This window comes from Halomonas halophila, from assembly GCF_030406665.1.
Classification (GTDB): domain Bacteria; phylum Pseudomonadota; class Gammaproteobacteria; order Pseudomonadales; family Halomonadaceae; genus Halomonas; species Halomonas halophila.
Map to the genome: position 1 here is coordinate 3,174,522 of NZ_CP129121.1, position 21,432 is coordinate 3,195,953.

Sequence of the window (21,432 nt, forward strand, 5' to 3'; positions counted from 1 at the left end):
ACAAACGTGTCATTGCCTTTTGCAATGATCGTTTGTGACTGCGGATTCACATAAAACCGACTGCAGGACCCTGTGGAGCGTGGTGGAGCCTAGCGGGATCGAACCGCTGACCTCCTGCGTGCAAGGCAGGCGCTCTCCCAGCTGAGCTAAGGCCCCTCTGAATACCCATACGTGACATGGGAATTTTATTCAGGACAAGGCGTTTTGTGGCGACGCATAGCCTGCTATGCGAGTCACAAAACAACGCGGTACTGGATAAAATTTGGTGGGTCTGGGCAGATTTGAACTGCCGACCTCACCCTTATCAGGGGTGCGCTCTAACCAACTGAGCTACAGACCCATTGGTCACGCTGGGTCTATACCCAAACAGTCTTTTGCTCTGGCCGATCAGATAATTCATTGTGGACACTTGCCGGGTGGCGGTGACGTCGTCGATTAAGGAGGTGATCCAGCCGCAGGTTCCCCTACGGCTACCTTGTTACGACTTCACCCCAGTCATGAACCACACCGTGGTGATCGCCCTCCGAAGTTAGGCTAACCACTTCTGGTGCAGTCCACTCCCATGGTGTGACGGGCGGTGTGTACAAGGCCCGGGAACGTATTCACCGTGCCATTCTGATGCACGATTACTAGCGATTCCGACTTCACGGAGTCGAGTTGCAGACTCCGATCCGGACTGAGACCGGCTTTATGAGATTAGCTCCCCCTCGCGGGATGGCAGCCCATTGTACCGGCCATTGTAGCACGTGTGTAGCCCTACTCGTAAGGGCCATGATGACCTGACGTCGTCCCCACCTTCCTCCGGTTTGTCACCGGCAGTCTCCCTAGAGTTCCCGACCGAATCGCTGGCAAATAGGGACAAGGGTTGCGCTCGTTACGGGACTTAACCCAACATTTCACAACACGAGCTGACGACGGCCATGCAGCACCTGTCTGAGCGTTCCCGAAGGCACCCATCCATCTCTGGATGGTTCGCTCGATGTCAAGAGTAGGTAAGGTTCTTCGCGTTGCATCGAATTAAACCACATGCTCCACCGCTTGTGCGGGCCCCCGTCAATTCATTTGAGTTTTAACCTTGCGGCCGTACTCCCCAGGCGGTCGACTTATCGCGTTAACTGCGCCACAAAGGTCTCGAGGACCCCAACGGCTAGTCGACATCGTTTACGGCGTGGACTACCAGGGTATCTAATCCTGTTTGCTACCCACGCTTTCGCACCTCAGCGTCAGTGTCAGTCCAGAAGGCCGCCTTCGCCACTGGTATTCCTCCCGATCTCTACGCATTTCACCGCTACACCGGGAATTCTACCTTCCTCTCCTGCACTCTAGCCTGACAGTTCCGGATGCCGTTCCCAGGTTGAGCCCGGGGCTTTCACAACCGGCTTATCAAGCCGCCTACGCGCGCTTTACGCCCAGTAATTCCGATTAACGCTTGCACCCTCCGTATTACCGCGGCTGCTGGCACGGAGTTAGCCGGTGCTTCTTCTGCGAGTGATGTCCTTCTTGCAGGGTATTAACCCACAAGCGTTCTTCCTCGCTGAAAGTGCTTTACAACCCGAAGGCCTTCTTCACACACGCGGCATGGCTGGATCAGGCTTTCGCCCATTGTCCAATATTCCCCACTGCTGCCTCCCGTAGGAGTTCGGGCCGTGTCTCAGTCCCGATGTGGCTGATCATCCTCTCAGACCAGCTACGGATCGCGGCCTTGGTGAGCCATTACCTCACCAACTAGCTAATCCGACATAGGCTCATCCGATAGCGCAAGGTCCGAAGATCCCCTGCTTTCCCCCTTGGGGCGTATGCGGTATTAGCTTGAGTTTCCTCAAGTTATCCCCCACTACCGGGCAGATTCCTATGCATTACTCACCCGTCCGCCGCTCGACGCCTCCTAGCAAGCTAGGATCGTTTCCGCTCGACTTGCATGTGTTAGGCCTGCCGCCAGCGTTCAATCTGAGCCATGATCAAACTCTTCAGTTAAAAGCTTGATAGTTCCTAAGGTGGAACCAAACCTGGTTCAAGATTCAAACGTCTCTTTGACGAGTCGCTTGTCTTGATATCTAGTGACTGGTCACCGACATCCCGACAAGCGCCCACATGAATTATCTGATCGATTGTTAAAGAGCAGCTCGACTCAATAAGGAGAAGAGCACCTTGCGTTCCCGGCCGCTTGACCAGTGCCTCGCAAGGAAGGCGTATTCTACGTGATCGGTGCGTCGTGTCAACCGGGGATCTTCAAGCTCTCGATAGAGCGAAGCGGATGACCGAGCGGTCGTCTTCAGCGAGTGAAGCGAGGTCCGATCGAGCCCTCAGCGGGCTACCGTAGCGAGTGGCGGGCATTCTACCGATTCCGCTGACCCTGTCAATCGAGCGATTTCGACAATCGCCGAAAAATCTCAAGAAAAACAAGCGCTTTCGCCACTCATTACCGCCTGCAACGTTGCCCGTCGCCGGCAGCGGATGCGTACTTTACGGATTTCCCGAGGGCGACGCAAGAACTATTTGCCGAATCGTGACGAGGGGATGAACAAGGCGTGACACTCACCTGCACCGGCACCCGCGGAAAGCTATCCACACCCGCCTGCCCGCTCGACCGCCTGTGGATAATTCAGGCCCGGCGCCCAGAGACAACAACGCCCGCACGAGGCGGGCGTCATGGCCGGCAAGGATAACGCGATTCAGCCCTTGGCGCCGCTCTTCATCTTGCGCAGCAGAGCACATACCGGGCCGGAAGCGACATAGGCGCCGAACAGCAGCAGCAGCATCACCGACGGCTCGATGGAGATGACCACGAAACCGAGCACGATCGCCAGCAGCACCACGAAGGGCACCGGCCCCTTGAGGTCGACGTCCTTGAAGCTGTAGTAGCGAACGTTACTGACCATCAGCACGCCGGCGGCACCGACCAGGAACAGCATCAGCAGCTTGAAGCCGAAGGCATCGGCATCGAAGCTGTGGAAGGTCCAGACGCTGGCGGCGACCACTGCCGCGGCGGAGGGGCTCGGCAGGCCGATGAACCAGCGTTTGTCGACGCTGCCGATCTGCACGTTGAAGCGTGCCAGGCGCAGGGCGGCACAGGCCACATAGAGGAAGGCCACCACCCAACCGGTCTTGCCCACGTCCTGCAGGATCCAGGTGAAGGCCACGAGCCCGGGCGCCACGCCGAAGGACAGCATGTCGGACAGCGAGTCGAACTCGGCGCCGAAGGCGCTCTGGGTATTGGTCAGGCGCGCCACCCGCCCGTCCAGGCCGTCAAGCACCATGGCGATGAAGATGGCGATGGAAGCCGAGGTGAAATCGCCGTTGATGGCGGCCACCACGGCGAAGAAGCCGGAGAACAGCGCCGAGGTGGTGAACAGGTTGGGCAGCAGGTAGATCCCCTTGCGGCGGACCTTCTTGCCATCCTCCAACGCCTCCTCGACCACTTCCGACTCACGCAGGAAGGTCTTGGCCAGATCATCGTCGTCGTGTGGCGGCGGGGTCTGAGGCTCGCGATTGCTGGGGTCCTGACTCATGGTGTCATCCGTTGCGACTGGGGTTGGCTCCATTCTACACATAGAGCCCGGCGGGACTCATTGCCCATGAACGCAAACGAGGGCGCGGTTTCCCGCGCCCTCGCTTCGGCTGCTATCGATGACGCCCGATCAGTTCTTGGACTTGTCGACCAGCTGGTTGGCGGCGATCCACGGCATCATGCCGCGCAGCTTCTCGCCGACCTGCTCGATCGGATGCTCGGCGTTCAGACGGCGACGCGCGGTCATCGACGGGTAGTTGGTCTCACCCTCGTTGATGAACATCTTGGCATACTCGCCGGTCTGGATGCGCTTGAGAGCGTTGCGCATGGCTTCGCGGGACTGGTCGTTGATGACCTCACCGCCGGTGACGTACTCGCCATACTCCGCGTTGTTGGAGATGGAGTAGTTCATGTTGGCGATGCCGCCCTCGTACATCAGGTCGACGATCAGCTTGAGCTCGTGCAGACACTCGAAGTAGGCCATTTCCGGGGCATAGCCTGCCTCGGTCAGGGTCTCGAAGCCGGCCTTGACCAGCTCGACCGCACCGCCACACAGCACCGCCTGCTCGCCGAACAGGTCGGTCTCGGTCTCGTCGCGGAAGGTGGTCTCGATGATGCCGGTACGGCCGCCGCCGACGCCCGCCGCGTAGGACAGCGCGAGTTCCTTGGCGCTGCCGGTGGCGTCCTGATGGATGGCGATCAGGTCGGGGATACCGCCGCCCTTGACGAACTCGGAGCGCACGGTGTGGCCCGGGGCCTTCGGCGCGATCATGATCACGTCGAGGTCGGCGCGCGGCACGATCTGGTTGTAGTGGATGTTGAAGCCGTGAGCGAAGGCCAGGGTCGCGCCCTGCTTCAGGTTCGGCTCGATCTGCTGCTCGTAGATGGCCTTCTGATTCTCGTCCGGCGCCAGCACCATCACCACGTCGGCGGCCCTGGAGGCCTCTTCGACGGAAGCGACCTTGAGACCGGCGGCCTCGGCCTTGGCGGCGGAGGAGGAACCTTCACGCAGCGCGACGACGACGTCGACACCGGACTCCTTCAGGTTGTTGGCGTGAGCGTGACCCTGGGAGCCATAACCCACGATGGCCACCTGCTTGCCCTGGATGAGGGAGAGATCGCAGTCCTTGTCGTAATAAACGCGCATGTGAGGCTCCTGAAAACGAGTATGAGAAAGAGGTGTCAGCGTTGATGGCCACCCGCGCCGTCTTGTCGCGGCGCTGGGCGTCAGGCCCCGGGTCTGCGTGCCCGGTCGATGCATCGACTCTACGCCAGGCACTTCATTGCGTAAAACGCTATATTTGCAATGTCATATCCCGAAATGTGAAATACTCAGCCCATGGACATGCGCCCCCTGAAGCACTTCCTCGCCCTGGCCGACACCCTGCACTTCGGCCGTGCCAGCGAGGCCTGCCACGTCAGTCCCTCCACCCTCTCGCGGTCGATCCGCCAGCTGGAGGAAAGCCTCGGCGTGCGCCTCTTCGAGCGCGACAACCGCCACGTGACGCTGACCCGCCAGGGCCATCAGTTCCACGACTATGCCCGGGACGCCCTGGAGGAATGGGAACGGCTGCGCCAGTCGATGATGAGCGAGGCCCAGGCGCTGACGGGGGAAATCAGCATCTACTGCTCGGTGACCGCCAGCTACAGCTTCCTCTACGACCTGCTCAGCGAGTTCCGCACCCGCCACCCGGGCATCGAGCTCAAGTTGCACACCGGCGACCCCGCCCAGTCGATGCCAAGAGTACTGGCCGGCAACGAGGACATGGCGATCACCCTGAGGCCGCGTCGACTGCCCGAGGCCCTGGCCTTCAAGTCGCTGACCCGCTCGCCGCTGGTGTTCATCGCCCCGAGGGAGCCTCAGTCATGGATCCCGGCCTCACCGGAGGCGTCCCGCCCCGAGCAGTGGCGGGACGTGCCGATGATCCTCTCGGAATCGGGGCTGTCGCGGGAGGTCAGCGACACCTGGTTCCGGGCGCTGGGCCTCAAGCCGCGCATCTACGCCCAGGTCTCGGGCCACGAGGCCATCGTCAGCATGGTCAGCCTGGGCTTCGGCGTCGGCGTGGTGCCGGGCATCGTGCTGGAGGCGAGCCCGCTGGCCGAGCGAGTCCGGGTGCTGCCGGTGAAGCCGGAGCTGCCCCACTACGACGTCGGACTGTGCGTACTCAACCGCCGGCTGAAGAGCCCGCTGATCCACGCCCTGTGGGCCGAGGTCGAGGAGCACGGCTGACGCTCCTTCCAGACACGAGAAAGCCGCCCCGTAGGGCGGCTTCTTCGATCGGGCGGATCAGCTCGAAATTACAGCGACAGGACCTTGTCGCCACGGGCGATCCCCGACACCCCCGTGCGCGCCACCTCGAGCAGCCCCACCGGGGACATCGCCTCGAGGAAGGCGTCCAGCTTGCTGGCGTCGCCGGTGATCTGGACGGTGTACTGGCTCGGCGTCACGTCGACGATCTGCGCGCGGAAGATGTCCACGGTGCGCTTCACCTCGTCCCGCGCCGCGCCCAGCGCCTTCACCTTGACCAGCATCAGCTCGCGCTCGATGTGGCTGCCCTCGGTCAGGTCCACCAGCTTGACCACGTCCACCAGCTTGTTGAGATGCTTGGTGATCTGCTCGATCACTCGATCGTCGCCGATGGTGGTCACGGTCAGACGCGACAGCGTCTCGTCGTCGGTGGGGGCCACGTTGAGAGTTTCGATGTTGAAGTTGCGCTGGGAAAACAGCCCCACCACGCGAGACAGGGCGCCCGGTTCGTTTTCCATCAGAATCGAGATGATATGGCGCATCAGGTCCGCTCCGTCTTGGAAAGCAGCATGTCACGCATGGAGCCCAGAGGCACCTGCATCGGATAGACGTGCTCGTGGGGGTCCACGGCGACGTCGAGGAACACCAGCTCGTCGTTGTCGGCGAAGGTCTTCTCCAACGCCGACTCGAGTTCCTCTTTCGTCTGCACCTTCAGGGCGGTGAAGCCATAGGACTCGATCAGTTTCTGGAAATCGGGCAGCGACTCCATGTAGGAATGCGCATGGCGGGACTTGTAGTTCAGGTCCTGCCACTGGCGCACCATGCCGAGCGAGGCATTGTTGAGGTTGATGATCTTCACCCCGCCACCGAACTGCTTACAGGTAGAGAGCTCCTGCATCATCATCTGGAAGCTGCCCTCACCGGTGAAGCAGACCACCTGCTCGTCGGGGAAGTTCTGCTTGATGCCCATGGCCGCCGGGAAGCCGAAGCCCATGGTGCCGAGCCCGCCGGAGGTGACGAAGCGGTTGGGCTTGTCGAACTTGTAGTACTGGGCGGCGAACATCTGGTGCTGCCCCACGTCGGTGGTCACGTAGGCCTGGCCGCGGGTCGCGCGGCATACCGCCTCGATGACTTCCTGGGGCTTGAGCACCTCGCCCTCGGCGGACGGCTCGTAGAGCTTGCCGCGGCGCTCCTCGCGCCAGCCGTCGATGGTCTGCCACCACTCGGTGAGCGCCTCGGTGCTGGCGATCTCGCGGCCCTGCAGCAGGCTGATCATCTCGTTGATCACGCTGCCGGCCGGTCCCACGATCGGCACGTCGGCACGCACCGTCTTGGAGATCGAGCTCGGATCGATGTCGACGTGGACGATCTTGGCCGTGGGGCAGAACTTGGAGGTGTTGTTGGTCACCCGGTCGTCGAAGCGCGCCCCGATGGCGATGATCAGGTCGGCGTGGTGCATGGCCATGTTGGACTCGTAGGAGCCGTGCATGCCCAGCCAGCCGAGGCACTGGTCGTCGCTCTGCGGGAAGGCGCCGATGCCCATCAGGGTGGTGGTGATCGGGAAGCCCAGCCGCTTGACCAGATCGGTCAGCCCCTCGCTGGCCTCGCCGGTCACCACCCCGCCGCCGGTGTAGAAGACCGGCCGGCGCGCCTTGAGCATCAGCTCCACGGCCTTCTTGATCTGGCCGGTATGGCCGCGCGTCACCGGGTTGTAGGAGCGCAGCTTGACCTTCTTCGGATAGACGTACTCGTAGCGCTCGGTGGGGGCGGTCATGTCCTTGGGAATGTCCACCACCACCGGGCCGGGCCGCCCGGTGGACGCCAGATAGAAGGCCTTCTTGAGGACTTCCGGAATCTCGCTCGGATGCTTGACCGAGAAGCTGTGCTTCACGATCGGCCGGGTCACGCCGACGATGTCGGTTTCCTGGAAGGCATCGTCGCCGATCAGGTGGCTCATCACCTGGCCGCACAGCACCACCATGGGAATCGAGTCCATGTAGGCGGTGGCGATGCCGGTCACCGCGTTGGTGGCGCCGGGACCGGAGGTGACCAGCACCACGCCCGGCTTGCCGGAGGCCCGGGCGTAGCCGTCGGCGGCGTGGGTGGCGGCCTGTTCGTGGCGCACCAGGATGTGCTTGACCTTGTCCTGGCGGAACAGGGCGTCATAGATGTGTAGCGCAGCGCCGCCGGGATAGCCGTAGATGTATTCGACGCCCTCGTCTTGCAGGAAGCGGGCGATCATGTCCGCGCCGGAAAGCAGTTCCACTGATGTTTCTCCCCTGGAGGTCTCGAGTGCGATCCGCGCCCTCGTCGGGCACGGGGTCGAGTGCGGCGGTATGCCGCTGCCGGTCTCGCCGGCACCTGATGCCAAACCCTGGCGTATTGAGGCCCGGTTAGGGCCAGCACTCTAATCACGGCGGATCACCGCGTCGGGGCGTTGGCCAGGTCGGGCGGTTAGCCCGGACCCGGAAGTCCTTCGGCGGGTAGAGGCCAGGCGGCCTACCCTTCGCACGGAAATCGGGGGTCGCCCGCTGGAGTCCGCGCCCGATAATCAGGAAGGGTCAAGATTCCAATAGCGTCCGAAAAGTGTCAACCGCCGCCCGCACCGGCAGGCGCCGATCGGCGGATTTCGGCGTTTCCGCGCCCCGCTCTCGCCATCGTTTAATACGAAAGTCTAGAATGACCGACTCGCGACCGCCTGGCGTTGCTGCTTTAATGATGCCAGCTGACACGATTCACCTTTCTCGAGCGCCCTTCCGCTTCCTCGTCACGCCGACGAGGCGACGCCTGCAAGATGAATCGATTCACCCGCATTCAGAACACCGCCTCACCGAGGAGACGCCCATGTCACGCATCGTGCAGTGGTCCATCACCGTGGCCCTGGCCGGCTTCCTGTTCGGCTTCGACACCGCGGTCATCTCGGGCGCCGACCAGCCCATCCAGACGCTCTGGGGGCTCAGCGACCTCCAGCACGGCCTGCTGATCATGTCCATGGCCCTGTGGGGCACCGTGATCGGCGCCATCGGCGGCAACTGGCCGACCGACCGCCTGGGCCGCCGCGCCACCCTGCTGCTGATCGGCATGCTCTACCTGGTGTCCGCGATCGGCTCGGCGCTGGCCACCGATCCCTACTGGTTCTCGCTGTTCCGCCTGCTGGGCGGCATCGGCGTCGGCATCTCCTCGGTGGCCGCCCCGACCTACATCTCCGAGATCGCCCCGGCCAAGCACCGCGGCACCCTGGTCGCGCTGTACCAGTTCAACGTGGTGTTCGGCATCCTGATGGCCTTCATCTCCAACTACGTGGTGGGCGGGCTGTTCGAGACCAACGCCTGGCGCTGGATGCTCGGCATCGAGATCGTGCCGGCGCTGCTCTACACCCTGCTGATCAGCCGGGTGCCGCGCAGCCCGCGCTGGCTGATCCTGCATCGCGGCGATACCCAGGGCGCCCGCGAGGTGCTGCTGCGCCTCGATCCCGCCGCCGACGTCGACGCCCAGATCGCCGAGATCCAGGCCGCCGAAGACAGCGAGGAGCGCGCCCACGCCGGCTTCTTCTCCGGCCGCTACCGGCTGCCGATCCTGCTGGCCTTCCTGATCGCCTTCTTCAACCAGCTCTCGGGCATCAACTTCATCATCTACTATGCCCCGCGGGTGCTCGAGGCCGCCGAGCTCGGCGCCAACACCGCCCTGCTCTCCACCGCCGGCATCGGCCTGGTCAACCTGGTGTTCACCATGCTCGGCATGGCGCTGATCGATCGCCTGGGGCGCCGCACCCTGCTCTACATCGGCTCGGCCGGCTATCTGGTCTCGCTGGTGCTGATCTCGCGCGCCTTCTTCAGCGGCGAGCTCGGCGGGCTGGACGTGCCGCTGCTGCTGGGCCTGTTCATCGCCGCCCATGCCATGAGCCAGGGCGCGATCATCTGGGTGTTCATCTCCGAGGTGTTCCCCAACCACGTGCGGGCCCGCGGCCAATCCTTCGGCAGCTCGGTGCACTGGGTGTGCGCGGCGCTGATCGCGCTGCTGATGCCGTGGGTGCTCGGCACCTTCAGCGGCGGCCCGGTGTTCGCCTTCTTCGCCGTGATGATGGCGCTGCAGCTGGTGTTCGTGATGTTCCTGATGCCGGAGACCAAGGGCGTCTCCCTCGAGGAGCTGCAGAAGCGCCTGGTGCGCGAACCGCAGGGCAAGCGCGAGGCCTCGAGCGCCGCCGCCCAGCGCGCTTGATACGACGCAGCCTCCCCGCCGTCGAGCAGGCGGCCCGGCAAAAGAAAACCGCCCGCGCCTTTCGGCGCGGGCGGTCTCGTTTCAGGGCGAGGAGCGCCTCAGCTCTGGAACACCAGGCGGTCGCCCTCGGCCTCGACGCGGATGACGTCGCCGGGCGAGAACGCCCCAGCCAGCAGGTCTTGGGCTAGCGGGTTCTCGAGGCGATTCTGGATCGCCCGCTTGAGCGGCCGCGCGCCGAACACCGGATCGAAGCCGACCGCGGCCAGCTGGGCCATGGCCGCGTCGGAGACCTCGAGCGACAGGTCGTGCTCGGCCAGCCGCCCGCGCAGGCGCTCGAGCTGGATGGCGGCGATGGCCTGGATCTGCTCCTGGCGCAGGGCGTGGAACACCACCACCTCGTCGATGCGGTTGATCAGCTCGGGGCGGAAGTGGGTGCCGACCACGTCCATCACCGCGGACTTCATCTGCGCATAGCCGCTGTCGTCGCCGCCCATGCCCTGGATGATCTCGGAACCGAGGTTGGAGGTCATCACGATCACGGTGTTGCGGAAGTCCACCGTGCGGCCCTGGCCGTCGGTGAGGCGGCCGTCCTCGAGCACCTGCAGCAGGATGTTGAAGACGTCGGCGTGGGCCTTCTCGACCTCGTCGAGCAGCAGCACCGAGTAGGGCTTGCGGCGCACCGCCTCGGTCAGGTAGCCGCCCTCCTCGTAGCCGACGTAGCCGGGAGGCGCGCCGATCAGCCGGGCCACGGAGTGCTTCTCCATGAACTCGGACATGTCGATGCGCACCATGGCTTCCTCGGTGTCGAACAGGAAGCCGGCCAGCGACTTGCACAGCTCGGTCTTGCCCACCCCGGTCGGGCCGAGGAACAGGAAGGAACCGTTGGGGCGGTTCGGGTCGGCGAGCCCGGCCCGGGAACGGCGCACCGCGTTGGCCACCGCGGTGACCGCCTCGTCCTGGCCGATGACCCGCTCGTGCAGCGCTTCCTCCATGCGCAGCAGCTTGTCGCGCTCGCCCTCGAGCATCTTGGACACCGGGATGCCGGTCCAGCGCGACACCACCTCGGCGATCTCCTCCTCGGTGACGTTGGAGCGCAGCAGCTGGTGCTTGGCGGTATCGGCCTCGGCGTCACTGGACTCGGCGATCTTCTGCTCGAGCTCGGGAATCACCCCGTACTGAAGCTCGGACATCCGCCCCAGGTCGCCCTGACGGCGCGCCTGCTCGAGGTCGATGCGGGCACGGTCGAGCTCGTCCTTGAACTGGGCCGCGCCCTGGATGCTGGCCTTCTCGGCCTTCCAGATCTCGTCGAGATCGGCGTACTCGCGCTCGAGCTCCTCGATCTGTTCCTCGAGGCTGTCGAGGCGCTTCTTGGAGGCCTCGTCGGTCTCCTTCTTGAGGTGCTCGCGCTCCATCTTGAGCTGGATCAGCCGGCGGTCGAGGCGGTCCATCTCCTCGGGCTTGGAGTCGAGCTCCATGCGGATCCGCGAGCAGGCCTCGTCGATCAGGTCGATGGCCTTGTCCGGCAGCTGGCGATCGGTGATGTAGCGGGTCGACAGCTTGGCCGCGGCGATGATGGCGCCGTCGGTGATGTCGACGCCGTGGTGCACCTCGTAGCGTTCCTTGAGGCCGCGCAGGATGGCCACGGTATCTTCCTCGGAGGGCTCGTCGACCAGCACCTTCTGGAAGCGACGCTCCAGGGCGGCATCCTTCTCGATGTGCTGGCGGTACTCGTCGAGGGTGGTGGCGCCCACGCAGTGCAGCTCGCCGCGCGCCAGCGCCGGCTTGAGCATGTTGCCGGCGTCCATGGCGCCCTCGGCCTTGCCGGCGCCGACCATGGTGTGCAGCTCGTCGATGAACAGGATGATCCGGCCCTCCTCCTGGGCCAGCTCCTTGAGCACCGCCTTGAGGCGTTCCTCGAACTCGCCGCGGAACTTGGCCCCGGCCAGCAGCGCGCCCATGTCCAGCGACAGCACGCGCTTGTCCTTGAGGCCCTCGGGCACCTCGCCGTCGACGATGCGCTGGGCCAGACCCTCGACGATGGCGGTCTTGCCGACGCCGGGCTCGCCGATCAGCACCGGGTTGTTCTTGGTCCGGCGCTGCAGCACCTGCACGGTGCGGCGGATCTCGTCGTCGCGGCCGATCACCGGGTCGAGCTTGCCGCTGGACGCCCGCTCGGTGAGATCCAGGGTGTACTTCTCCAGCGCCTCGCGGCTCTCCTCGGCGTTGGGATCGCTGACCTTCTCGCCGCCGCGCACGCTGTCGATGGCGGTCTCCAGCGACTTGCGGCTCACACCCGCCTGGCCGAGCAGCTTGCTCACCGCATGGCGCATCTCCAGCGCGGCCAGCAGCACCAGCTCGCTGGCGATGTACTGGTCGCCGCGCTTCTGGGCCTCGCGGTCGGTGAGGTTGAACAGCTTCATCAGGTCGCGGGACGGCTGCACCTCGCCGTCGAAATCGCCGACCTTGGGCAGGTCGTCGAGATGGCCGACCAGGCCGTCGCGCAGCCTGGCGGCGTCGCCGCCGGCCTTCTGCACCAGCGCCTTGACGCCAGTATCGCTGGCATCGAGCAGCGCCAGCAGCAGGTGGCCGGGCTCGAGCTGGTTATGACCGTGGCCCACGGCCAGCGACTGGGCATCAGCCACGGCGTTCTGCAGCTTGGCGGTGAACTTGTCGATTCGCATAGCGTTTCCTCCGTCGGGGTAGCGGCGCGATTCGGACGCGCCGCCTGTCCCAATGTCATGAGTCTTGACATCTTAAGTGGCGTCAGGATGGCCGGCTTTCAAGTCAGCCGCCGGAGGAAACGCCGGAGGGTTGATATGGGTCAAGCCCGCGCCCGCGAGGCGTCGGTGCCGGCCAGCATCGCGTCGATTCAGGACAACGCCCAGGCGATCAATCCGATGCCCAGCAGGATCACGCCCCATCGCGCCAGCGATACGAGGACCCGCGTATCGTGGTCCACATCGCTCGATGCGGAGGCAGAGGACGTCGCCGCCGCCTCGGGAACCGACGCGTCCTGCGCCAAGGCGACGTAGTCCGGTATGGCCTCATCCCACTGATCGAACAGAGCGGCATCGCAAGGCGCCAGCTGGTCGCGAAGCACCTCTTCGCCGCCCTCGGGCTTGTGCAGCACGGCAGCACCGGCTTCGTGGACGACCCACAGACCGGCGAGGTCACTGTTGATGCCATCGGGCCCCACGGAAAACCGCTCCCAGACTTGTGCCAGTCGCTTGGCATGCTTCTCCAGCGGCGTCCGGACCGGCTTGTCCGTGACCAGCGAGCAGCGCACCCGCATGGTCCCCTCGTCCGGCGTCTCGACCAGCGCGGAATGCGCAAAGAACGACAGCGCCGTTTGATCGAGCATGAACTCCGAGCCGATCAGGCCGATATGGGTCACGCCGTTGTAGAGACAGTCCCGACACAGCTTGAACAGCGAGAAGGCATGGATCTCGAACTCGTGCGTCGCGCCTCCCGATTCGAGCATTCGCTCGACGCTGGCCCTATCGCATGCGGCTATCGCAAACGGCGTGTCCGGCTCATCGTGCTGAATGTACGGCAAGCGGCATCCGGTATCGGGGTGCACCATCACCGGCAAGAAGACCTCCCTGTCCCGCCAATGTCGCAACAAGCCGAGCAGGTCGCCGTCTTCAAGCATCCCCGTCAGCTCATCGAAGGGGTTATCCAGTTGCTGAGATTCCAAGATATGCGTCCTTTCCCTTGAACGTTTCCTACGCCTCGCACCGCCCGCATCACGCACGACCCGACATCGGGCACGGCGTTACAAGGAGGCGGGGCGCTCCAGTGCTTCGACGATCATCGACAGCTGCCGCACCACCTTGGTGCCGGTATCCTCATCCCCGCCGGCTCGCAGGCGTCGCCGAAACTCGGCGCAGATGCCTTCCCAGCGCTCTCGCTCCTCGTCGCTCAGCCTGCCGCGCAACGCCTTGAGCTTGAGCAGGTTCTCCTCGGCTCCCTGGGTCAGCAGCTGGGCCTCGCCGAGGTAGTGATCGTCGATCAACGCCTCGACTTCGGCCTCGCTCATCGCCGGCGAGAGGCCTTCGACCAGCTTGTTCATGTTCCGGTAGCTGCCCTGGAGCCGGAAGACCGGCTCCTCGCGATAGGCATCGTCCTGGGCACAGGCCTCGATGTAGGCCTGATTGACCCGCATCACGACATCGCGCACGTGATACATGCGCGTGATGAGTTCGACGATGTCCTGTCGCTCGGCGGCACTGTAGTCATGCTCGAAGTCGCTGCTCGCCACCTCCTTGCCCTGGGCGAGATCCATGAAGCGATAGACATCGCCCATGCCGTGGTTGACCAGCGGTGCGAGCAGAGGATGCGCCGCGAGACTGTTCTCGATGTAGGACATGGCGAACAGCTCCTGGGTGCCGCTCAGCACATCGCCGAGATTGTAGATATCGGCGCGGTTGGCCAGCATGTCGGGCACCCTGAAGGTCTCTCCCTGCTCGGTATAGGGATTGCCCGCCATCACCACGCCGAAACGCTTGCCCCGCAGGTCGTAGGTCCGCGACTGGCCCCGCCAGACGCCATCGATGCGGCGACTGCCGTCACACAGCGAGATGAACTTCTGCAGGAACTCGGGATGGGTGTGCTGGATATCATCGAGGTAGAGCATGACGTTGTTGCCCATTTCCAGCGCCAGGTTGAGCTTCTCCAGCTCGGCCCGGGCAGTGGAATGGGGCGCCTGCTCGGGATCCAGCGCGATCACGTCATGCCCAAGGCTCGGGCAGTTGATCTTCATGAACACCAGCCCGAGACGATGCGCCACATACTCCATCAGCGTGGTCTTGCCGTAGCCGGGCGGCGAGATGAGCATCAGCATGCCCATCAGATCGCTGCGCCGGGCATCCCCCACCGTCCCCATCTGCTTGGCCAGGTTGTCGCCGATGAGCGGCAGATAGCTCTCGGTGATCAGCTGGTTGCGCACGAAGGAGGTGAGCGGCTTGGGCTGGTACTCCTCGAGTCTCAAGTGGCCACGCTGGCGCTCGAGCAGCTCGTGACGCAAGGCCTGAAGGCGCTCCCAGCCCGGCACCACCTCATGATGCCGATGAAGACGATGCTCGAAATCGTCGAGCTGTAGCTTCAGGTAGCGCTGTTCGATGCGGGGATGATCGCCCAGCAGGCCCTCGACCTCGACCGACAGTCGAACGTCCCGCTCTTCCCAGCGGATACGCTCATCGGCCTCCACGATGGCCATGGCCTCGGGCAGATAATGGCGTTCGTGGCTGGCGGCGGCCTTGTCATGCCAGGCCTCGAGCCAGCGCTGGATGGTCAGCCAGCGCTCCACCGGGCGCCCCGCCAGGGCGGTTCGCAGGCGCTCGAATTCGGGGCGATGCGACTCCCGGCCGAGCGCCTCCTGGAAGGCCCTGGCCATGCGCATGCCATAGCCACTGGCCTCGAAGGCCTCGCCCTCGGCGGCCAGCTGCTCGACCAGGTAACCGGCGGCCGCCTCGATGTCGGCCTCCTCCAGCGACCAGGCCTCGACCAGAGGAAACTGCGCCAGCGAGGTCCGGACTCCGGCGACTAGGTCATCCTTCAGTCGATCGGAGCCCATCGAGCGCGCGAGGATGCCCGCACTGATGCACTGGGCCTGCAGCACGTCGGGCGTGAGCCCACCCTCCGATGCAGACCAACTTTCCCGCTCCAGCCACCAGGCCACGGCCAGGGCACGCGCCCAGGGACCATGACGCAATCCGCCGGCGGCCTTCCTGACGGGCTGCAGGGCGCCCAGGATCCGTGCCGCATCATGATCGTGCACGCCCTTCTCGTAGCCCTCCCGATAGCGGGACGACGCGAAGTCCGCCATCCGCTGCTGCAGGGTCTCGGTATCGGCCACGTTGAGTCCGGCGTCGCCGTGCTCGATGAGGAAGCGATAGGCCAGGTATTCCCCGCGATAGACGCTCGGCGATTCCGAGGGCAGCGTCTGCCCCCACCATGCGCGCAGCGCCTCGAGTTCGTCGGACTCGACGGGCTCCTGGAACTGGGTGCCGGTCAGATGCCACCACAGGCGCTCGTCGCGCGGCAGCATGGTCAGTTCCAGCGCCTGGCGATTGACCGTGAAGCGATGGCGTGGCCCCAGCCGGACCACCTGACCGCCGTCCTCGAACATCTCGGCCTTGTCGCGTACCCCGCGCAGCGCCGCATCCCGGATGGCGGCCAGCCGGGAATCACGGTCGTCCGCCTCCAGCCCGGCCTGCATCTCGCGCAGCCGATCGATCAGCTCGCGCGCCTTGAGCACCATGGCATCCCCGGCGAAGAAGGCCTGCAGCTCCGACTCGTCGTCGAAGCCCTCGCCCCGTCGCTCGAGCCCGCCGAGGATGCGGTCCAGCGCCTGGGTCAGGGAATCCACACGCTGCTGGCGCGCCTCCATAAGCTGGGCCCGTCGCGCGGCCACGCCCTCCTGGGCGGCCTCACGCTGCTCCAGGATCGCCTCGAGGAATCCTTCCTGCTCGCCGAACTGCCCCTCGAGCTCCTGAAGCTGGTCGAGCAGGCGCGTCATGAGATCATCGCACTGCTCGGGCTCGGACAGCCCCGCCAGCCCGTTCGAGAGCCCCTGTTCGAACAGCCGAAGCCGTGACACGAAGCGCGCCTGGTCCTCTTGCTCCAACATCTCCTTGAGGCGCAGCTCCGCCTCGGTGCGCTGCTGGTTGGTGGTCGAGTAGACCGACGACAGGGTGTCGTTGATCTGGATCTCGCGCTCGGCATCCTCGCCGCCCAGAGACGCCAGCATCGACTGGATCAGATCCAGCCCCTCGCTGAGCTCGCGATAGCCGTCGACGGCCTTGGCGAGCGCGGGACGCGAATCCGCCTCCTGCACCGATCGGGACAGCGCTTCCAGACTCTGCCGATAGCCCTGCAGGGCCTCGGGGGTGGAGAGGAAGGCCAGAGTGCGATCGATCAGGCGGCGCTCGGCCGCTTCGGCCTCGGCGTCCATCTCCGCCAGGGCGTCACGATCCACGTAGCGGCGTTCTTCCAGGGTCCTGATATCGCCGCGCTGACGGCGAAGATCCCGCAGGCCCGCCATGAAGGGCTCGGGATGATGCCAACTATCGGGGGTGAAGCCCCGCAACAGCGCCGACTGGCGCTGCCGGCACTCTTCCACCGCCTCGGCGCTGTCGCGCTGGATCTGATGGACCTTCTCGAACTCGTCGAGCACCCTTTCACTGCCTTCGCGCAGCTCCTTGAGCAAGGCGGGAAAGGCCGCTTCCTCCAGACCGACCTCGTCGCTCACCTCGGCGAGCCAGTAGAACTGGTCCAGCAGCCGGTCACAGTGACGGATCAGGCGCTTGAAGTGATCGTCGCTGGCATGCAGCCGATCGATCAGGCTCTGCAGGGCGTTGAGCTCGGCCACGGCACGCACCAGCTCGGGATTGCCGATACGGCTCAGCATGCTGTCGTTGGCGAAGGCCTGCTGGGCATGAAACGTTTCCGACATGAACGGCGTCCGCCAGATCTGCAGCGGATGCACCAGCGACGGCTCCTGATCGGCGCTGAACAGGGCCAGATAGCCATTATCGAACAGCGCGGCCCCGTGACCGATCAACGGGGCATCGGCCTGGCGCTTCACCAGGCTGTAACGGTAGAGCACCACCCGTCCGCTGGCCTGACCATAGAAGGCGAACAGCATGTCCTCCCCGTTGGGCGCCCGTCGGGCCGGCAACGGCCGCAGCGACTCGTCGGGCACGTCGAACAGCTTGTGCTCGCCGTTCATCAGGCAGTAGCCGGCGGGGAAGATCAGGCCATGATGGTCAGGCAGCAGGACGAAGCCGTCATCCAGCGCATCGAGACGCTGCAGCCGGAGCGTCTCGCGATGGAAGACATAGTAGCGATGCCTGGCCTCGCCATAGGGCAGTATCCTGACGATCAGCAGCTCATTGAGGTCGGCGTACTCGAAGCTGGCGTCGTCCAGCGACTGGGAGTCCGACTCCACCGGATCATCGAAGATGCCTTCGCCGCTGTCGGTGTTGTTCTCGATCTTGAAGGTGATGCTGCCGCCGAGGTTATCGACGAACAGGGTGTCGGCGATATTCAGGTGAGGCGCCCGCCCCTGAACATGATCATCGCGTCCCGCCCGTATCCAGCTCACCGCATGGCGATCCGGATAGACGAGTTGGCGCTCCCCCCGGTTATCGACGTAGGGTCCGACATTGCCCTCCGCCGTCAGCTCCCAGCGAAAGACGCGACGATCATCGAGCTTCTCGCCGATCTGGAAGACCATCAGCAGCATGCCTTCCAGCACCGTCAACCGCGACAGCAGCGCATGGCTGTAATACTGCTGCAGTTCGGCGAAGTCGGTGCGGAAGCGCGGGTCATCGAGGAAACTGTCGGCAATGGCGGACTCGCCCACCGCGAAGGTCGATTCGCCATCGCCCTGATCGACCCGATAGAGGCGGAAGACGTCCTCGACCTTCAGGGCATTGCGCAGCCCGAGCTGGACATGGAAGCCGAACAGCAGATGCGAACCGATCCGCACCACGTCACGGGCCACCGACTTCAGCTCGGTGCGGACCCTGCCCCGGCCCAGCACGCTCATCGTGGTACTGCCGAACTCGCGTTCACGCTGGTCGTTGAGGGCCTGGGTGGCCTGATGAAGCCTCTGGCCCTGCTGTTGCAGACGTTTCGTCAACACCGAGAAGGCAGAGCCCTCCTCGACCAGACGTTCGAGGGTAGATTCATGTTGCGACATGGACGACGGATTCCTGACTCGGGAGGGCAATAACGGTCTGCCTCCCCCGCCCGACAGGCCGGGGGAGGCAGAGAGGGGTCACGAGGCCTGGTCGACCACCGACGGGGCGGCGGTGTCCGTCGCCATCATGCGGGTGGCGAGCTGGGAGAGTACGCCTTGCAGGGCCGGAGACTTGTCCATCACCCCCTGGACGCTCTTGCCGATGCCCAGTCCCTTGGCGAAGGTGTCGAAGATCTGGCCATCGCCGCCGACCATTTCGAACTTGGCTCCTTTCAGCGCCTCGGCCATCACCTTGCCGTTCTCGAGGATGCCTTCGCGCTGCATCTCGATGCGGCCCAGCGTGTCCTTCTCGGCCAGTTCCATCTGCATGCGGAACTGCTCGAAGTCGCGGGCCTCCTGCGACATTCCCTCGTAGGCACGCAGCTTCTCGACCAGGCCATTGGCCTCGGCACGTGCCATGGCTTCGCGCGCCTGGGCCTTGGCCACGCCCATCTTCTGCTCGCCCTCGGCCTCGGCATCGAGCCGCTGCTCCAGCACCCGCACCTCGGCCAGGCCAGCCTTTTCCTCGGACTCTGCGCTAGCGCTCCTGACCTCGGCTTCCGCCAGGCCTTCGGAACGATGGGCGCGCGCCTTGGCCTCCAGCACCTGCGCCTCGGCCAGCCCTTCGGCCGCGGCCCGCGCCCGGTGGCCACGCGCTTCCTTCTCGTCGGCTTCGGCCTTGCGCTCGGCGGCATCCGAGTCGGCCTGCGCACGTACCAGAACCTCGTCGGATTCCAGCTTGGCACGCTCATATGCCGCCTCGGCGGCCCGCAGTTCCTTGATCTTGACTTCCTCGGCCTCCGCCTCGGCCGCGGTCACGCTGGCCACCTTGAGACGCTCGGCCTCGGCACGATTCCTCACATCGTTGATGTGCTCTTCTTCCTCGGCCACCTGGCGCTCGACGGAAATGCGCTCGCTGGTGATGACCGCGATATCCTTGCGCTCGGCCTCCAGCGATTTTTCCATGCCGATGCGCTCGACCTCGACGCTGCGCTGCCGGTTGACGTCTTCCATCTCGCGGGCCTGCGCGATGCGCACGTCCTCGATCTGTACCGCCCGCTCCCGGGCCTTGATCGCCATCTCGACCTGGCGCTGCTTGGTTTCCTCGGCGATGGCCACAGCCTCGTCGGTCTTGATGCGTGCCGCCTCGGCCTTGGAACGCTCCTCCTCGCGAACCTGCTCGGTCTCGGCAGATTCCCTGGCACGGAGGGTGTCGATCTCACGCTGCTGACGCGCCTCGGCATCGGCCTGGGTGCGCTCCAGCTCCAGTGCCGCTTCACGGGCAGACACGTTCTTGCGCTGGATTTCCAGCTCCTCATCACGCTCCAGACGATTGGTCTCGACGTTGTGCTGAGCCGTGATTTCGGTGATGCGACGGATACCCTCGGAATCGAGGATATTGTGCTGATCCAGCGAGGTCTTCGGCGTCTGCTCGAGATAGTCGATGGCCACATCTTCGAGCACGTAACCATTGAGATCCTCACCGATGGTCTCGACGATCATGTCCCGGAAATGCTGGCGCTCCTCGAACAGCTGCATGAATTCGAGGCGCTTGCCCACCGTTTTCAGGGCTTCGCTGAACTTGGCATTGAACAGCTCGTTGACGGCCACGCGATCGGACGCCCGCGTTACCCCGACCGATTTCGCCACGCGCAGCACGTCCTCTGCCGTCTCGTTGACGCGCAGATAGAAGGCCACGGTAATATCGGCTCGGAGGTTATCCTTGCAGATCAGTCCTTCGTTGCCGGTACGGTTCATCTCCAGGGTAATGACCGAGACCTTCATGGTTTCGGCACGGTGAATGACCGGCAGCACCATGGCGCCGGTGAAATACACCTTGGGCACCGAGGAAAGATCATTGACGATCAGCGCCTGCCCCTGATCGATCTTGCGATAAAACGCCTTAATCAGGCACAGGACGCCGACCAGGGCAAGCAGCAACACGCCGATAGCAATGGCGACCGGCATAATCCAACTCATGTTCATCATCGGGACTCCTCTGTCCTCATCTTCTGACTCATTCCATGTCCCCGGAAAGGAACTGATGTTCGGTCACGACCCAGTAGGCACGCTGTTCCGGGAGATGCCGTATCAGCACCACCTGATCGCGACGCTCCAGCGCCGAGTCGGACTGGATGTTGATGACCAGCTCCGCACCATCACGCCGCACCCTGGCACGACCGCGACCACGATCGGCACTGAAGGACACCACCACGGCGGTTTCGCCCTGAAGGTTTCTCTTCCGCGGTGCACTGTAGAGATGCCGAAAGGCGGGCCCGAGCAGCCGCGCCATGCCGATTGCGGCCACGAGCCCCACCACGATGCTCACCGCGGCCACGATGCTCCCTACCAGCAGGCCATGCCCCAGGAGCAGCCCCAGGAAATAGCTGCTCAGCCAGGCTCCCAGCGTCATCACCGTCATCGTCAACGGCAGCGGGACGCCACTCAGTCCCAGGGTCGCCATCAGGCCGCCCAGCCCGCTCATACCCTCCAGATCGACGTCGAGATCCATATCGAGGTCGAAAGCACCCAGCAAGGAAATCAGCCAGTACAGGACCGATACGACGAGCAGGATCCCGAAGAATGCGGTAGGCAAAGACAGCATTTCCGTCCAGAAGGTCTCCACGCCTCTTCTCCCTATCGGCGGCCATCACATCGACACTTGCCATCGGCAAGAAATAAAAAAAAGGCCGCAAAGATACCAGCATCGTT

11 protein-coding genes, 2 tRNA genes and 1 rRNA gene are annotated in these 21,432 nt (G+C 64.3%); 2 read left to right on the forward strand and 12 right to left on the reverse strand.

Annotation, left to right across the window (positions count from 1 at the left end; translation table 11 throughout):
- Positions 1-80 precede the first annotated feature (80 nt).
- The 5 genes from QWG60_RS14915 to ilvC form a co-directional block, all read right to left on the reverse strand.
- A tRNA-Ala gene (locus QWG60_RS14915) sits at positions 81-156 on the reverse strand.
- A 107-nt stretch (positions 157-263) separates the two neighbouring features.
- Positions 264-340, reverse strand: a tRNA-Ile gene (locus QWG60_RS14920).
- A 96-nt stretch (positions 341-436) separates the two neighbouring features.
- Positions 437-1,974: ribosomal RNA gene (locus QWG60_RS14925) — 16S ribosomal RNA — on the reverse strand.
- A 698-nt stretch (positions 1,975-2,672) separates the two neighbouring features.
- Complete coding sequence (pssA, locus tag QWG60_RS14930) at positions 2,673-3,509, reverse strand: CDP-diacylglycerol--serine O-phosphatidyltransferase (RefSeq protein WP_046077751.1); 837 nt, start codon at positions 3,507-3,509, stop codon at positions 2,673-2,675.
- 129 nt (positions 3,510-3,638) lie between these two features.
- A complete protein-coding gene (ilvC, locus tag QWG60_RS14935) occupies positions 3,639-4,655 on the reverse strand; it encodes a ketol-acid reductoisomerase (RefSeq protein ID WP_035592846.1) in 1,017 nt (338 codons plus the stop codon).
- A gap of 192 nt (positions 4,656-4,847) precedes the next feature.
- On the opposite strand from ilvC, the gene ilvY reads away from it, so the two are divergent.
- A complete protein-coding gene (gene ilvY, locus QWG60_RS14940) occupies positions 4,848-5,738 on the forward strand; it encodes an HTH-type transcriptional activator IlvY (protein WP_046077752.1) in 891 nt (296 codons plus the stop codon).
- Positions 5,739-5,806: 68 nt separating this feature from the next.
- Here the strand turns inward: ilvY and ilvN are convergent, their stop codons facing one another.
- A complete protein-coding gene (gene ilvN / locus QWG60_RS14945; protein ID WP_035592844.1) occupies positions 5,807-6,298 on the reverse strand; it encodes an acetolactate synthase small subunit in 492 nt (163 codons plus the stop codon).
- Positions 6,298-8,022, reverse strand: a complete 1,725-nt coding sequence (locus QWG60_RS14950) for an acetolactate synthase 3 large subunit (RefSeq protein ID WP_107182414.1) — start codon at positions 8,020-8,022, stop codon at positions 6,298-6,300. The genes ilvN and QWG60_RS14950 overlap by 1 nt, the downstream gene beginning before the upstream one ends.
- A gap of 452 nt (positions 8,023-8,474) precedes the next feature.
- Here QWG60_RS14950 and QWG60_RS14955 point away from each other — a divergent pair, with 452 nt between their 5' ends.
- Positions 8,475-9,974 carry a sugar porter family MFS transporter gene (locus tag QWG60_RS14955; RefSeq protein WP_258394070.1) on the forward strand — a complete coding sequence of 500 codons (1,500 nt, stop codon included), beginning with the start codon at positions 8,475-8,477 and terminating at the stop codon, positions 9,972-9,974.
- A 98-nt stretch (positions 9,975-10,072) separates the two neighbouring features.
- On the opposite strand, the gene clpB is transcribed toward QWG60_RS14955, so the two are convergent.
- From clpB to QWG60_RS14980, 5 genes are all read right to left on the reverse strand, one after another.
- Positions 10,073-12,655 carry an ATP-dependent chaperone ClpB gene (gene clpB, locus QWG60_RS14960; protein WP_146910229.1) on the reverse strand — a complete coding sequence of 861 codons (2,583 nt, stop codon included), beginning with the start codon at positions 12,653-12,655 and terminating at the stop codon, positions 10,073-10,075.
- A 188-nt stretch (positions 12,656-12,843) separates the two neighbouring features.
- Positions 12,844-13,671 (reverse strand): hypothetical protein, encoded by an 828-nt coding sequence (locus QWG60_RS14965; protein WP_146910227.1) that lies wholly within the window; start codon positions 13,669-13,671, stop codon positions 12,844-12,846.
- A 78-nt stretch (positions 13,672-13,749) separates the two neighbouring features.
- Positions 13,750-18,681 (reverse strand): DNA repair ATPase, encoded by a 4,932-nt coding sequence (locus QWG60_RS14970; protein WP_146910225.1) that lies wholly within the window; start codon positions 18,679-18,681, stop codon positions 13,750-13,752.
- A gap of 78 nt (positions 18,682-18,759) precedes the next feature.
- Positions 18,760-20,700: a flotillin family protein gene (locus tag QWG60_RS14975; protein ID WP_246124757.1), complete on the reverse strand. Its 1,941-nt coding sequence runs from the start codon at positions 20,698-20,700 to the stop codon at positions 18,760-18,762.
- A 37-nt stretch (positions 20,701-20,737) separates the two neighbouring features.
- Entirely contained in the window at positions 20,738-21,346 is a 609-nt protein-coding gene (locus QWG60_RS14980) for a hypothetical protein (protein WP_146910223.1), read from the reverse strand.
- Positions 21,347-21,432: the final 86 nt, after the last annotated feature.